This is a genomic window from Nocardia sp. NPDC051832, assembly GCF_040681285.1.
Taxonomy (GTDB): domain Bacteria; phylum Actinomycetota; class Actinomycetes; order Mycobacteriales; family Mycobacteriaceae; genus Nocardia.
The window spans coordinates 33,083-46,590 of the sequence record NZ_JBFAYL010000002.1; the positions used below are offsets into that span (position 1 = coordinate 33,083).

Here is a 13,508-nt window from a genome sequence, read left to right on the forward strand (position 1 = left end):
GGCGGGCCGATGGGCGACGAGGAACGCAACGGCGTCAAGCTGACCAATCTCGACAAGCCGTTGTTCGACGGCGCCGAGGCGACCAAACGCGACCTGATCGATTACCTCGAGTTCGCCGGTGACCGGCTGGTGCGCCAGCTCCGCGATCGTCCGCTGTCGGTCATCCGAATCCGGCCCGGGCAGCCGCCCTTCATGCAGAAGAACCTGCCGAAGTACACCCCGGAGTGGGTGCCGCGGGTCACCGTATGGGCCGAGAGTTCGCACCGCGAAGTCACTTACGCGCTCTGCGAGGACGTGCGCACCCTGCTCTGGTTCGGCAACCAGCGGGCCATCGAATACCACCCCACCCTGCTCCTCGCCGATCACGCCCAAGGACCGACGCACCTGATCCTCGATATCGATCCACCCGAGGGGCAGCCGTTCGGGCAAGCGGTCGAGGCCGCGAAACTCATCCGGCAGGCTCTGACCGATGACGGTCTCGCCGGCGCGGTGAAGACCAGCGGCGCCAAGGGCCTGCACATCTTCGTCCCGCTCGTCGCGGGCCTCGCCATCGACGACGTGGCCGCCGCCACCCGCGCCATCGCCGCCCGCGCCGAACGCCTGGACCCGGCCCTGGCCACCACCGCCTTCATCGTGGAAGACCGCAAGGGCAAGGTCTTCCTCGACTCCACCCGCGCCGGCGGCGCGACCGTCGTCGCCGCCTACAGCCCCCGCATCCGCCCCGGCGTCCCGGTCTCCTTCCCGCTGTCCTGGTCCGACCTGGACACCATCACCCCCGCCGACTTCACCCTCCGCACCGCCCCGGAACTGCTCGGCGACCGCGACCCCTGGGCCACCGAAATGCCCGCGCCCCAAACCCTTCCCGCCGATCTGCTGGCCGAGGGCCACACCATCCCCATCGCCCGCGTCCAGGCCATGCACGAAGGCAAACGCCGGGCCCGCGCCGCCCGGAACAAGTAGTCCCGGCCGGTGTGGCCGATCCGCGTTCGCCGGTGGCCTCCGGCAGAATTCCGGGACGCGGCGCGCCGCGGAGTTAACAGGACGCTAGCCATCGACGATCGGCGCGACCCAACCGCTGGCAGGTGGGTTGTCTGATGCGTTGCGGGGCAGTCATTTTCGCTCGGCTCACACCGGAGATCTTCCGGCGGTGCGGCTCTTCACACCCATTCGCCCACCATTTCCCAGCGAGTTATGCAATGTTGGTACTGCACAACGGCATTGAGGAGATGCCGGGGTCGCCGTGAAGGCGTCGGTCAAGGGAGTGTGGCGAACATGTCGTCGGCGTACGCATCCGAGCCAGGCGGCCGCGCCGGCGCGCGTCAGTTCGGGGGGCGCGCTGGTCAGGCTGGTCGCGGCGTCCCGCTGTGGCCGGGAATGATTCCACTGCATCAGCAAGCCAGGCAAGCGCGGCAACAGCGATTACAGGAGCACGCGGAACCGCGGCATCCGGAGCCCGCGCGCGGCGAGATCACCCAGCCGCACACGTCCCCGCTGCGCCAGACTCCGCAGCGCGCCGCCCCGCAGCGCATCGAACCGCGCCGCCCGCTGCCCGCACGCCGGGTCGAACCGCACCAGCGTTTGTGGCCGGCCCGGGCGTCGCGTCCGCACAGTCATCGCAAACGCACCCGGCAACCATGGGTGGTGGTCTCGGTGGCCAGCGGCGCCTCCCTGGCCGCCGTAGCCATCGTCGCCGTCTACACCGCGCAGGCCACCGGCCCGAGCGAATCCTCGCCCACCGTCGCCGGCGCGGCGCTGGGCGGCGGACCGGGTTGTGAGGCGGCCCGCACCGAACAGTTCGTGCGCGGCAACGGAATCGGCTCCAGCGAGACCGGGCCGGACGCGATCCTGGCGTTCCAACACGCCTACTACGTGGAACGCTCCGGCATCGCCGCCCGCGCCCTGACCGCACCCGACGCCTCGGTGCCCGCCGCCGCGGTGATCGACAAAGGCATCGCCTCGGTGCCCGAGGGCACCCGGCATTGCGTGCTGATCACCCCGATGCCCGACGGCCGGTTCGACGTGGTCATCACCGACATGCGCCCGGATGCCACGGTCCGCACCTATCGCCAGTTCGTCACGGTGGCGGTGCGGGACGGCGCGATCGTCATCACGAAGATCGCACCACCGACCTGACCCACCGCCTCGAGGTAGGCTGACCGCCGCGGTCGGCGTGGCAACGGCATTGCTCGCCGGATGACCACTCAGAGAGCGGTGATGGGATGGACGAGAAGATTTCGGAGTCCACGACGGGTACGACGACGATCGGGGTACGGGTCCCGGCGGAGCTCGAACAGCTGACCATGCTGCGCGCGCTCGCCGAAACCGTCACGCTCATCGCGGATTTCGGGATCGACGAGGTCACCGACATCAGGCTCGCCCTGGACGAGATCGCCACCGCCCTGATGCTGGGCGCGGTGCCCGGCTCCGAGGTCGAGGCCGGATTCACCTATCGCGAAGGCGCCATCACCGTGCAGGTGTCCGGCGTCGCGGCCACCGACACCGCGCTGGATCAGGGCAACTTCGGCTGGCACATCGTCGAGACCCTGACCGACACCATCTCGGTGGCCCAAACCCCGTTCGACGCAACGGTTTCCGGTTATCCTACGGTCGTCGTTTTCACCTGGGTCAGAGGCGGAACCATCAATGAGCGATGAGGCGCCTTCGCCTCGCCCTGACCGCACCCCGCACCGCGGGGCGGCAACCGGCGGGGCGGGCAGGAATCGCCGCGGCAGCGACAGCTACGACAATATCGAGCCGCTCTTCGCCGAACTGGCCGCGCTCGACGCGGCGGATCCGCGCCGGCACGAGGTCCGGGAGGAACTGATCCGGCGGTGCCTGCCGCTGGCCGAGCACATCGCCCGCAAGTTCACCGGGCGCGGCGAGAACTTCGAGGACCTGCTGCAGATCGCGCGGGTCGGCATGGTCGCGGCCGTGGACCGGTTCGATCCGGCGCACGGTGCGTCGTTCCTGTCCTTCGCGATCCCGACCATCATGGGCGAGGTCCGGCGGCACTTCCGCGACTATGCCTGGGCGGTGCGAGTGCCGCGGCGGCTCAAGGAGATTCAGCAACTCATCGGGCCCGCCGTGGAGAAGCTGTCGCAGGAGCTGGGCCGGATGCCCAAGGCGAGCGAGATCGCCGAGGAACTCGAGGCCGACCTGGTGGAAGTGACGCAGGCGCTGATCGCCCGCAATGCTTACCAGACCTCGCCGATCGACGCCGCCACCGACAAGGACGACGACAACAGTCCGCTCACCCCGATGGACACCCTGGGCACCGACGACCCGGAGTACCGCAATGTGGAGGACTATCTCGCGGTGCGCCCGCTCATCGCGGCGCTCCCCGAGCGGGAACGCAAGGTCCTGATCCTGCGATTCTTCGAGTCGAAGACCCAGACCGAGATCGCCGAGCAGCTGGGCGTCTCGCAGATGCAGGTGTCGCGGATCCTGTCGAAGACGCTCAGTCAATTGCGGGAGCAGGCGCTCAAGGATTAGGCGCCGTAGCCGCCGTCCACATCCAGCTTCTGGCCGCTGATATAGCCCGCGCGGTCGGAGGCGAGGAAGCAGACCGCTTCGGCGATGTCGTTCGCATCGCCGAAGCGGCGCAACGGGATATTGCCGCGGGCGATCTCCCGCGCGCGCTCGTCGAATTCGCCGGAGTCGAACAGTCGCACCGCCATGCCGTCACCGGTCATGCCCGGGCCGACGCAGTTGGCCCGGATGCCGAAGCGGCCCTCCTCGGCGGCGATGGCCCGGATCAGTGCCTCGACCGCGGCCTTGGGTGCGCTGGAGAGGCTGTCGCGCACCGGGAATCGCGCGGTGGCGGCGGTGGTGACCGCGACGATGTTGCCCTGGGTGGTGCGCAGATGCGGCAGCGCGGCGTGCGCGGCGTTGAAGAACGCGGTCGCGTCCTCGGTCAGTTGCCGCCGGAAGTCGGCCGGGGCGATCCGGCTCAGATGCACCATCGGCACGTGCGGGCCGGCGGCATAGATCAGGGTGTGGATGCCGCCGAACGCCGCGGCCACCTCGGTGACGACCTCGGCGGTCCGCGCGGCGTCGGACAGGTCGAGCTGCCAGGCCTGCGCGGTGCGGCCGTGCTCCTTCGCGACGGCCCGCAGCGGCTCCAGCGTGCCCGCCGAGCGGAAGTAGGTCATCGCCACCTCGCTGCCGCGTTCGATGAGCATGCGCGTGATGGTCTGACCCAGACCGCCGCTGGCGCCGAGCACCAGCGCGGCGCCGGAGCGTTGTGCGAAATCGTCCATCGGGTCATTGTTAGCCGACGGAGCGAAACCAAGCAAGTGCTTGGGTTCAGTCGGGTCGGTCAGGAGGCTTCGCGCTCACACTGGAAACGGCCCCGGTAGATATCGCGGGCGCGCTGCCGCGCACCGAGCCGATCGTGCGGCCGCGCCGTGGGCTCCGGTACGAAAATCGCGGGCGGGTAACGAAACTCGAAATCGAGCGGGTCGGCGTCGGTATTCCGGATCCGGGCGTCGTTGGCAGCGGAGTTCCGGCGGGGGATCTGCATGCGCCCAGGTTAGGCCGGGACCCGGGGGACCGGCACGAGTAGTTCTACCCGGCTGTTGAACGTAATGCACACCAGGCCAACGGGATTCGGAATGCTCCCGTGTTGCTCGACGCAAAGCCTGGCCCGAGGCATAGGGTGGGCTCATGCGGGCGATTGCGTTCAACGAATTCGGTGGGCCGGAGGTACTGCACGTCGTCGAGAAGCCGGTGCCCGAGCCGGTCGGCGACGAGGTCCGGGTGGCGGTGCGCGCGGCGGGCGTGAACCCGGCCGACTGGAAGATGCGATCCGGCGCACTGGTTTTCGGTGAGCCGAAGTTCCCGCAGTACCCCGGCGGCGAGATCGCCGGCTTCGTCGACGCGCTCGGTCCCGACGCGCACGGGCACGCGATCGGCGACCAGGTGTTCGGCTGGGCCCGTAACGGCGGCTACGCGGAATACGCGCTGAGCAGCGCGCTGGCGCGCAAACCCGAGGGGCTGGACTGGGCCGACGCCGTGGCGCTGCCGGTCGCGGTGAGCACCGCCGCCAAGGTGCTGGACCTGCTGAAGTTGCAGGCGGGCGAGGTGCTGCTGGTCAACGGCGCGTCCGGGGCGGTCGGCTCGATGGCGGTGCAGCTGGCGATCGCGGAGGGGGTCCTCGTGATCGGCACCGCCTCGGCCCGCAACCAGGAGATCGTGCGCGGGTTCGGCGCGATACCGACGACCTACGGTGACGGGCTCGCCGACCGGGTCTGGGCGATCGCGCCGCACGGCGTAGACGCGGTCTTCGACACCGCGGGGCACGGTGGTCTGCCCGCGGCCATCGAACTGCGCGGCAGCACCGACCGGATCATCACCATCGCCGACGGCGCGGCGGCGCAGCTCGGCGTCACCTTCGCCAGCGGGGGGTCCGGGCCGCGGCCGGTCGAGTTGGCCGAGCGGGTCGCCGAGCGCGTGCTCACCGGCGAATTCCGGCTGCCCGCGCCGGCCCGCACCTTCACCCTCGGCGAGGCCGCCCTGGCGCAGCAGGAGATGGAACACGGCCGCGGTCCCGGCAAGGTCGTTCTGCTCCTGAACTAGTGCGCCGGGTCACTATCTCGTAGTGATCTCATCCACATAACGTGACGATAACGACAAAGATGTAATTCTCGCGCCACGCGGGCCGACTTGCGCCGATGCCGGAATGTCCGAAATTCGGTCCGGACATCCGCGCCGAATCGCGATGTGCCGCTCTCGCAATTCTTGGTTACCGTCATTGGCGGCCCGAATAACGACGGGCTTTGACTCGACCGCCGAATGCCGGAATCCCTGCCCCGCGGTCCGAGGATCCCCGAGTTTCCCTGGGGGCAGGGACCTGGCTGGAGTAGCGCCGGGACGGTGTGCCGCAGGGCAGGAATTCTTTTATGTCGCTTATGCGTAATGTCAGCACGCGTGCCTTCGGTCTGACCGCGGTCGCCGCCGCTCTGGTGGCGGTCCCGTTCGGCCTGTCCACCGCCACCGCTTCGGCCGAAGGCGGCAACAACTGGGATGCTGTCGCCGAGTGCGAGAGCGGCGGTAACTGGGGCATCAACACCGGCAACGGTTACTACGGTGGCCTGCAGTTCTCGCCGTCCACCTGGGCCGCCAACGGCGGTGCCGGCAGCCCGTCCGAGGCCAGCCGTGAGGAGCAGATCCGCGTCGCGGAGAACGTGCTCGCCACGCAGGGCCCCGGCGCCTGGCCGGTGTGCGGCGCGCACCTCTGAGGTTCGCCCGCGCTCGACAGCCGATCGACGCCCACCGCGTTTCCGCGGTGGGCGTCGTGCTGTCAGAACCCGGGTGTGGGCGGGGTCAGATACATGTAGCTCTTTTCCTCCGACCGGGTCGCGATGCGCCAGCCGCCGTCGACCCGGGTGAAGGTGTCCAAATACCAGAGGCCGCAGAACATTACGGTCTGCTTGCCGTCATGATCTTTGATGAGCATCGGGTTGTGGCAGATGGTGCGTGCGGTCGCGGTATCGCCGTCGACCGTGATCGAGGAATTGCTGATGAGGTGCTGGTAGGCCGGGAAATTGGGGAGGGTCGCGGCCAGGAATGCTTTGGTCGAGGGCAGATCGCCGGTGGCGCCGCCCATGGCCGAGTAATCGATGTGGGCGTCGGCGGTGAAGATGTCGTCCAGCAGGTCCCATTGCCTGGTGTCGACGGCGTGGGAATAGCGGACCATCAGGTCCTGGATTTCCAGACGGTCCGAAATCTCCTGCAACGACAACATAGGGCCTCCGATGTGCTGGGGTGCGTGTGCGTAATCGGAGCAGGGCTGGGCCGGTGGCGCAAGAGCCTGGCTCAGTTCGGGGCGGTGACGTCGAGTTCCCGGACGCCTGGGCGCTGGGTGTCGGAGCCGGTGATCTCGAGGCGGATATACCGTCCGGACGCGGGCCTTTCGAGCTTGCCCGTCGCCGGATCGAACTCGACTGCTGTCCAGTTCTGCTCATCGGGGGAGATCGCTACCGTGGCGGCGGTGGGTGCGGGCTCGGTCCAGTGCGGAACGATGGCGCCGATCTCGAGGTTGCTGCCGAGGTCGACGGTCAGCGTGCCCTGTGCGCCGTCCGGGGCCCATGCCGTCGCCGCGCTGCCGTCGACCGCGGCGTCGCCGTACCGTCCTGATTCGGTGGAGCTGGTGCGGACCGGCTTGCACTGTGAAAGATCCTGCGTTGGTGCGAGATCCGGTCGGCGCGTCGGCACGATCAAGGGCGTCCCGATACTGGCCAGCTGTGTGCCGGACTCGGTGCGCACCGGCATCGGCGCGCCCGCCGAGACGGTGATCCGGGTGTCGCCGGGACCGATCTCGGCATCGAAAATGCGTCCCTGCCAGTGCATTCCGCGAATACTCAGCGCGGCGGACGATGGTGCGGGAAGCAGTGGCGCGATCGCGATCTCGTTGTCGTGCAGGCGAAGTCCCAGCAGGCCGCTGGTGAACGTTTGCAGGAATCCGCCCGCCGCCGTGGTGAAGGTGAACGCCGGCGCGCCCGCCAGCGGGTCGTGCGCGCCCGCCTTCGCCCCGCGGGCCTCGGCGAACTGCGCGAACGGCGGCCGGATGAACGGGCGGGCGGAGCGTTCCAGATAGGTCCAGGTCGCGCAGCCTGGTGCGCCGATCCGGGCGGCGTCGATGGCGTTCACCGAATCGGTCATCGCCGGGCCGTCGGGATCGGTGCGCTCGGAATAGTATTCGAGCACGTTGGCCGCCACCCGCGGTGCCATCGGCCAGTCCAGCGGATAGCCGAGCAGCACGGTGTCGGCCTGCTTGGTGGGCGTGCCCGGGTAGCCGTCGTACTGGAGGAAGATCTGGCGTTCTGGATCGAACGGCATGCGCAGACCGTCCGCGATCGCGGTCCACTCCGGAGGCGCTGGGGCGCCGATGATTTCGGCGGCGCGCGCGGCGTTGCGCAAGGCCAGCGCCGCGCCGCCGTTGGTGTAGACCGCGTCGTTCACGCCGTTGCTGTACTCGTCCGGTCCGGCGACATCGAGGATCGAGTAGCTGTCGTCGGGATTGCGCCGCACCCGCGACGCCCAGAACTCCGCGACATTGCGCATGATCGGCCAGATGCGCTCGCGCAGATAGTCTTTGTCGCCGGTGCCCAGGTAGTAATGCCAGGCGGCCAGCGAGATGTCGCCCTGGAGATGGATCTGGGTGAGGCAGTGCGGTGGATCCCAGCTGTGACATTCGTCGAGAGCGCCGCTGCTGGCGCTGGTCCAGGGATAGAACGAGCCGCGGTAGCCGAGTCGTCCGGCGTTCGCCTGTGCGGCGGGCAGCGTCTTGAACCGGTACTCGACAACGGATTTCGCCAAGGTCGGCGCGAACTGCAGTAGGCCCGGGAACATCCAGATGTCGGCGTCCCAGAAGACCAGGCCGCCGTAGTTGTCGCTGCTCAGGCCGACCGGCGAAAGGCTGTTGTCCTGAGCGGGATTGGTGGCGGAGTACAGGGCGTAGAGCGCGCCGCGGATCCAGGATTGCAGCTCCGGATCGCCCGGCGTCGCGATGTCGCCGCGCCAGAGATCGCGCCAGATGGCGGCGCTTTGTCCGAGCAGTTCGGTCCAGCCTTTGTGCGCGGCGGCCCGGGCGAAGGTCAAGGCGGAGGCGGCGGGCACCGTAGCGGTGCGGTCGGTGTCGACACCCACGTATTTGGTGAGGGCGTAGGAACTGCCCGCTTGCGCCGGCATTCGCACTTCCTGGGTCACCGACAGGTCCCGGGCTTCCGGCTCGCGCGTGCGGTCGGGCTGGGCCGAGTCCGAATCCAGAATGGAGACAAGGCTTCCGGCAACGCCGGTGCCGTCGGTGCGGAAGTCGACGCCGATGGTGCGCTCGTCGCGCGCGCCGCCGCCGGTCTGCGTCATCCGCCGTGCGCCCGCGCCGTCGAGTAGGTCGGTCACCACCAGCTCGCCGGACCAGCGGGGAGTCGCAGTCAGCCGTACCGCGCCGACGTGCTGATCGGCGCGATCGGTCAGCACCTCGTAGGTCAGGTCGGTGGCTTTGCCGTCCGTGGTAGTCCAGGTCAGTGTCGTACGCACCAAACCGCAACGCTGATACAAGGTTTGGTTGAAGTTCGAGATCCGCGCCGCCGGTGTGGCAGCCGAGAACTGCTCCGCGCCCACAGTCACCAGCAGTGCCGACCAATTCGGAACCGCGGCCGCGACCTGACGATCATCGGCCACACCGGGCTGATTGCCGTACAAGCCCGCCACGAACGCCCCGTCGTAGGCGGGTGTGTAAAGCGGCCATCCGGTCGCCTCGTTCGAGGCGTAATAGCCCATTCCGTGCGGCGGCACCCGCAACCCCAGATACCCGTTGCCGACGAACGGATGCTGATCGATCCCGGCCTCGATGCCGGTACCGGCAGGCGACCACCCGGCCGCCGATACGGTGTCATCGGGGCATCCGACCGCCGCAGGTCGCTCGGACGACTCACACGCGGTGATCAGGGCGGCGCTCACCACCGCCACTGCCAGCGCGGATCCGATCCTTCGTGGTGCGGAAGACCGGCGATCTGCTGCTGAACCGGCCTGGATCTGCGAACGCACCTGGCACCTCCCGTTGTGAAACCCGTCCCGGTCGCCTGAATTCGAACCGGCACGGCGCTGACACAGGGTGATTCAGCGCTCGATGCCGCTGAGCGGGTGTAGCCATCGAAGATTTGCCGTACGACGTGCTGGTACCGCGTCGTCCTCATTACGTTTGCAGCACGGCGTGCTGGTGCGGCGTCGTCTCATTACGTTGCTGGGCGGTGTGCTGGTGCGGCGTCGTTTTCGTCGCGTTGCCGGGCGGTGTGCTGGTGCGGCGTCGTTTTCGTCGCGTTGCCGGGCGGTGTGCTGGTACCGCGTAGTCCTCGTCGTGCGTGCCGCAGGGTGGTTGATCCGCGCCGCGGCTTCAGATCCGCAGCGGTTAGATGATGCCACGCCGCGGCTGTCGATTGTGCGTTCGGGCGGGCTGACCAGGGCTGATGGCGGGTCGGATGATCATGGCTAGGCTGGGGCGATGCGTGTTAAACGGGATCGCAAGACCGCCGGACCGCACGGACTGGCCAGCGCACTGGATGTGTGGCTGGTCGATCGGAGCGCGCGCGTCCGGCCGTCGCGCGCCGACCGGATGCTGCGCGGGCTGAGCACCAGCGCGAACTACAACAGGTTGTGGATCGGCGCGGGCGCGGCCATGATCCTGCTCGGCAACCCGGCCGCGCGCCGGGCCGGTGCGCGCGGGCTCGTGGCGGTCGGACTCGCCAGCGGGATCGCGAACGGTGTTGCCAAACCATTGTTTCCGCGTCGGCGGCCACCGGACGAGTCGGTGCCTTTCGTACGGCGGCTGGTGAAACCGCCGGTGTCGTCGTCCTTCCCGTCCGGTCACTCGGCGTCGGCCGCGGCCTTCGCCACCGGTGTGGCACTCGAATATCCCGCTGCGGCAGTCGCGGTCGTGCCGCTGGCCGCCGCGGTCGGATATTCGCGGGTGCACATCGGGGTGCACTGGCCCTCGGATGTGGTGGCGGGGGCGGCGCTCGGCTCCGGTATCGCACTGGCCACCCACCGGTGGTGGGCGGTGCGCGAGGACGAACCGGCGCTGCTCGGGCCCGCCGAGCGGATCGAGCCGCTGGTCGGCGGGCGCGGTCTGCTGATGGTGATCAACCCGAACGCCGGCGTGGGCAGCGGCGGCAGCACCTACAACCCGGCCCTGCTGCGCGAACGCTTGCCCGAAGCGGTCTTCATCGAGCTCGACCCCGCCGTCGGGCTGGACACCCAGCTCGAAGAACGATTGAGCCGCAACGATATTCGCGGCATCGGGGTGTTCGGCGGCGACGGTACTGTCTCGTCGGTGGCGGGTTTCGCGGTACGGCACCGGCTTCCGCTGGCCGTTCTGTCCGGCGGCACGCTGAACCATTTCGCCCGGGACGCGGGCGTCGACGACATCGACGCGACGCTCGCCGCCGTGCAGACCGGTCAGGTCGCGGCGTGCGACGCGGCGGCGGTGCACGCCGACGACGCCGAGCCGCGCACCTTCGTCAACACCGCGAGCCTCGGTGGCTACCCGGATTTCGTTCGGCTGCGCGAACGCTGGCAAGAACACCTCGGCAAGTGGCCCGCCGCCGGCATCGCCATGGTCCGCGTCCTGCTCGGCGCCGAACCCCTGCACACCATGATCGACGGCCGGCCCACCGCCATCTGGATGCTCTTCGTCGGCAGCGGCCGCTACCACCCCGCCAACCAGATCCCGCGCTCCCGCCCCGAACTGCACCGCGGCACCCTCGACGTCCGCTACCTCCGCGCCGACATCCCCTTCTCCCGCACCCGCCTGATCTGGTCCACCCTCACCGGCACCCTCGGCCGCTCACCCACCTACGTCCGCCACGAACGACACCGCCTCGAAGTCTCGGTCACCGAAGCCTCCGTCTCCCTCGCCACCGACGGCGAAGTCGACTACAAGGGCCGCGATTTCGTCTTCGAAAGCCAACCCAACACCCTCACCCTCTTCCACCGCGACCCGCGCACCGAGGACTGACTCACAGAGCCACACCCGATGCATTCGCCGGGCCTGTGTCACAGTGCGAACTCTGTGCTGAGCGACCGTTCGGCCACAGCCTGGAGCTCGCTGCCCGGTCCCGGTCGATGGATGTTGTGGTTGTGGATCAGGCGGGGTAGGTGTGGGTTTCGGTGGCTTTGACGGCGGCCCATAGTTCGGTGCCCGGGTGCAGGTCGAGCTCGGCGACTGTTGCCGGGGTGATGTCGGCGAGGACCGGTGGGGTGCCGTCGAGGCGGACTCGGGTGGTGTGGGCGTGTTGTTCGATGCCCGCGATGGTGACGGGCCAGGTGTTGCGGGGGCTGCCCGCGGGTTGGGCGGGGTGCAGGCTTACCGCGCTCGGGGGGAAGGCGATATGTACTGTGCCGCTGGCCGGTTCGGCGACGGTGAAGGAGCCGCCGCCGTCGAGGGTGACGTGGGTGCCGTCGGCGCTGCCGCGGTAGAGGTTGAGGCCGACCAGGTTGGCGACGTAGTCGGAGCGGGGGCGGCGGGCGACTTCGGCTGGCGGGCCTTCCTGCACGATCGCTCCGTTCTCCAGGATGACCAGGCGGTCGGCGAGGACCATCGCGTCGAGGGGGTCGTGGGTGACCAGGACGGTGTGGCCGGGGTAGTCGGACAGGTGGTGGGCCAGGTCCGAGCGCACGCGCAGGCGGGTGCTCGCGTCCAGTGCGGCGAGGGGTTCGTCGAGTAGCAGCAGGTGCGGGTCGGTGGCCAAAGCTCGTGCGAGCGCGACACGTTGGGCTTGGCCGCCGGACAGGGCGCGGGGTTTGGCGTCGCGGTGCTCGGTCAGGCCGACACGGTCGAGCCATTGGGCGGCGCGTTCGCGCGCGGCGGCTCGGCGGTGGCCGCGGGCGCGCAGTCCGAACGCGACATTGTCGAGCGCGCTCAGGTGCGCGAACAGCAGGTAGTCCTGGAAGACGACGCCGACTGCGCGCCGCTCGGCCGGCACGAACACCTGAGGTGGTGCGTCCCAGAGTGTTTCGCCGACCTGGAGACTGCCCGCGGTCAGTGGCGTCAGCCCGGCCAGGGCCCGCAGTGCCGTCGTCTTTCCGGCTCCGTTCGGCCCCAGCAGCGCCACCACTTCGCCCGCCGCCACCTCGAATTCGACCTCGAGCCGGAATTGCCCACGGGCAACGCCCAATTCCGCGCGCAATGTCATGCGGCTCCTCGAATCCAGCGTTCGCGCAACGCCACCAGCACTATCACCGAGACCGCGAGCAACACCAAGCTGAGCACGATGGCGGCCTCTGGATCGGTTTCCAGGGCCAGATAGACGGCCAGCGGCATGGTGGTGGTCTTGCCGGGGAAGTTGCCCGCGAAAGTGATCGTCGCCCCGAATTCCCCCAGCGCCCGCGCCCAGCACAGCACCGATCCCGCGATCACTCCGGGCAGCACCGAGGGCAGCGTCACCCGCCGGAAGGTCAGCCACCGTGACGCGCCGAGCGTGGCCGCGGCTTCCTCGAACCGCGGATCCGCCGCCCGCAACGCGCCTTCCACCGAGATCACGAGAAACGGCATCGCCACGAACGCCTCCGCGATCACCACACCGGTGGTAGTGAAAGGCAAAGACACCCCGAACCATTCGTACAGATACTGCCCGACCAGCCCGCGCCTGCCGAGCACCAACAGCAGCGCCACACCGCCGACCACCGGCGGCAACACCAGCGGCACCGTCACCAGCGCGCGCAGCACGCCCCGAGCCGGCACGTCCCCCCGCGCCAGCAACCAGGCCAGGGGAATCCCGAGCAGCAGGCACACAACAGTCGCCAGCGTCGCGCACACCAGCGAAAGCCGCAGCGCGGTAAGCACTTCCGCACTGAACAACCGATCCGGCATCGTCCCCCACGGCGCCCGCACCAGCAGCCCGACCAGCGGCCCCACCAAGAACACCAGCCCAATCACCGCAGGCACCATCAGCACCAACGGCCGCCGTCCCCGCACCGACCGCTGCCGCGCCGCCCGCTGCCACAGCGAC

General features: G+C 69.2%; 13 protein-coding genes. 7 read left to right on the plus strand and 6 right to left on the minus strand.

The window, feature by feature from the left end:
• Positions 1-9: 9 nt before the first annotated feature.
• The 4 genes from AB0M14_RS09800 (at position 10) to AB0M14_RS09815 (ending at position 3,492) form a co-directional block, all read left to right on the plus strand.
• Entirely contained in the window at positions 10-960 is a 951-nt protein-coding gene (locus tag AB0M14_RS09800) for an ATP-dependent DNA ligase (RefSeq protein ID WP_364991602.1), read from the plus strand.
• Between the two features lie 414 nt (positions 961-1,374).
• Positions 1,375-2,133: a hypothetical protein gene (locus AB0M14_RS09805; RefSeq protein WP_364991604.1), complete on the plus strand. Its 759-nt coding sequence runs from the start codon at positions 1,375-1,377 to the stop codon at positions 2,131-2,133.
• 86 nt (positions 2,134-2,219) lie between these two features.
• On the plus strand, positions 2,220-2,654 hold the full coding sequence (locus AB0M14_RS09810; protein WP_364991607.1) for an anti-sigma factor: 435 nt from the start codon (positions 2,220-2,222) through the stop codon (positions 2,652-2,654).
• The gene (locus AB0M14_RS09815; RefSeq protein ID WP_364991610.1) at positions 2,644-3,492 is read left to right on the plus strand and encodes an RNA polymerase sigma factor SigF; all 849 of its coding nucleotides are present in this window, start codon (positions 2,644-2,646) and stop codon (positions 3,490-3,492) included. The genes AB0M14_RS09810 and AB0M14_RS09815 overlap by 11 nt, the downstream gene beginning before the upstream one ends.
• On the opposite strand, the gene AB0M14_RS09820 is transcribed toward AB0M14_RS09815, so the two are convergent.
• Positions 3,489-4,259: an SDR family oxidoreductase gene (locus AB0M14_RS09820; RefSeq protein WP_364991612.1), complete on the minus strand. Its 771-nt coding sequence runs from the start codon at positions 4,257-4,259 to the stop codon at positions 3,489-3,491. The two genes, AB0M14_RS09815 and AB0M14_RS09820, sit on opposite strands and share 4 nt — an antisense overlap.
• 59 nt (positions 4,260-4,318) lie before the next feature.
• The gene (locus AB0M14_RS09825; protein ID WP_364991614.1) at positions 4,319-4,522 is read right to left on the minus strand and encodes a hypothetical protein; all 204 of its coding nucleotides are present in this window, start codon (positions 4,520-4,522) and stop codon (positions 4,319-4,321) included.
• Between the two features lie 143 nt (positions 4,523-4,665).
• Between AB0M14_RS09825 and AB0M14_RS09830 the strand changes: the two genes are divergently transcribed.
• Both AB0M14_RS09830 and AB0M14_RS09835 read left to right on the plus strand, forming a co-directional pair.
• Positions 4,666-5,577, plus strand: a complete 912-nt coding sequence (locus AB0M14_RS09830; protein ID WP_364991616.1) for an NADP-dependent oxidoreductase — start codon at positions 4,666-4,668, stop codon at positions 5,575-5,577.
• A 323-nt stretch (positions 5,578-5,900) separates the two neighbouring features.
• A complete protein-coding gene (locus AB0M14_RS09835; protein ID WP_364991619.1) occupies positions 5,901-6,239 on the plus strand; it encodes a transglycosylase family protein in 339 nt (112 codons plus the stop codon).
• A gap of 62 nt (positions 6,240-6,301) precedes the next feature.
• Here AB0M14_RS09835 and AB0M14_RS09840 read toward each other — a convergent pair whose 3' ends face one another.
• Together AB0M14_RS09840 and AB0M14_RS09845 are read right to left on the minus strand one after the other, a co-directional pair.
• Positions 6,302-6,745: a nuclear transport factor 2 family protein gene (locus AB0M14_RS09840; protein WP_364991621.1), complete on the minus strand. Its 444-nt coding sequence runs from the start codon at positions 6,743-6,745 to the stop codon at positions 6,302-6,304.
• 71 nt (positions 6,746-6,816) lie between these two features.
• Positions 6,817-9,471, minus strand: a complete 2,655-nt coding sequence (locus tag AB0M14_RS09845; RefSeq protein WP_364991624.1) for a discoidin domain-containing protein — start codon at positions 9,469-9,471, stop codon at positions 6,817-6,819.
• A 532-nt stretch (positions 9,472-10,003) separates the two neighbouring features.
• Here AB0M14_RS09845 and AB0M14_RS09850 point away from each other — a divergent pair.
• On the plus strand, positions 10,004-11,515 hold the full coding sequence (locus AB0M14_RS09850; protein ID WP_364991627.1) for a phosphatase PAP2 family protein: 1,512 nt from the start codon (positions 10,004-10,006) through the stop codon (positions 11,513-11,515).
• A 127-nt stretch (positions 11,516-11,642) separates the two neighbouring features.
• Here the strand turns inward: AB0M14_RS09850 and AB0M14_RS09855 are convergent, their stop codons facing one another.
• Positions 11,643-12,692, minus strand: coding sequence for an ABC transporter ATP-binding protein (locus AB0M14_RS09855; RefSeq protein ID WP_364991631.1), 1,050 nt, complete (start codon positions 12,690-12,692; stop codon positions 11,643-11,645).
• The gene (modB, locus tag AB0M14_RS09860) at positions 12,689-13,447 is read right to left on the minus strand and encodes a molybdate ABC transporter permease subunit (RefSeq protein WP_364995615.1); all 759 of its coding nucleotides are present in this window, start codon (positions 13,445-13,447) and stop codon (positions 12,689-12,691) included. The genes AB0M14_RS09855 and modB overlap by 4 nt, the downstream gene beginning before the upstream one ends.
• Positions 13,448-13,508: the final 61 nt, after the last annotated feature.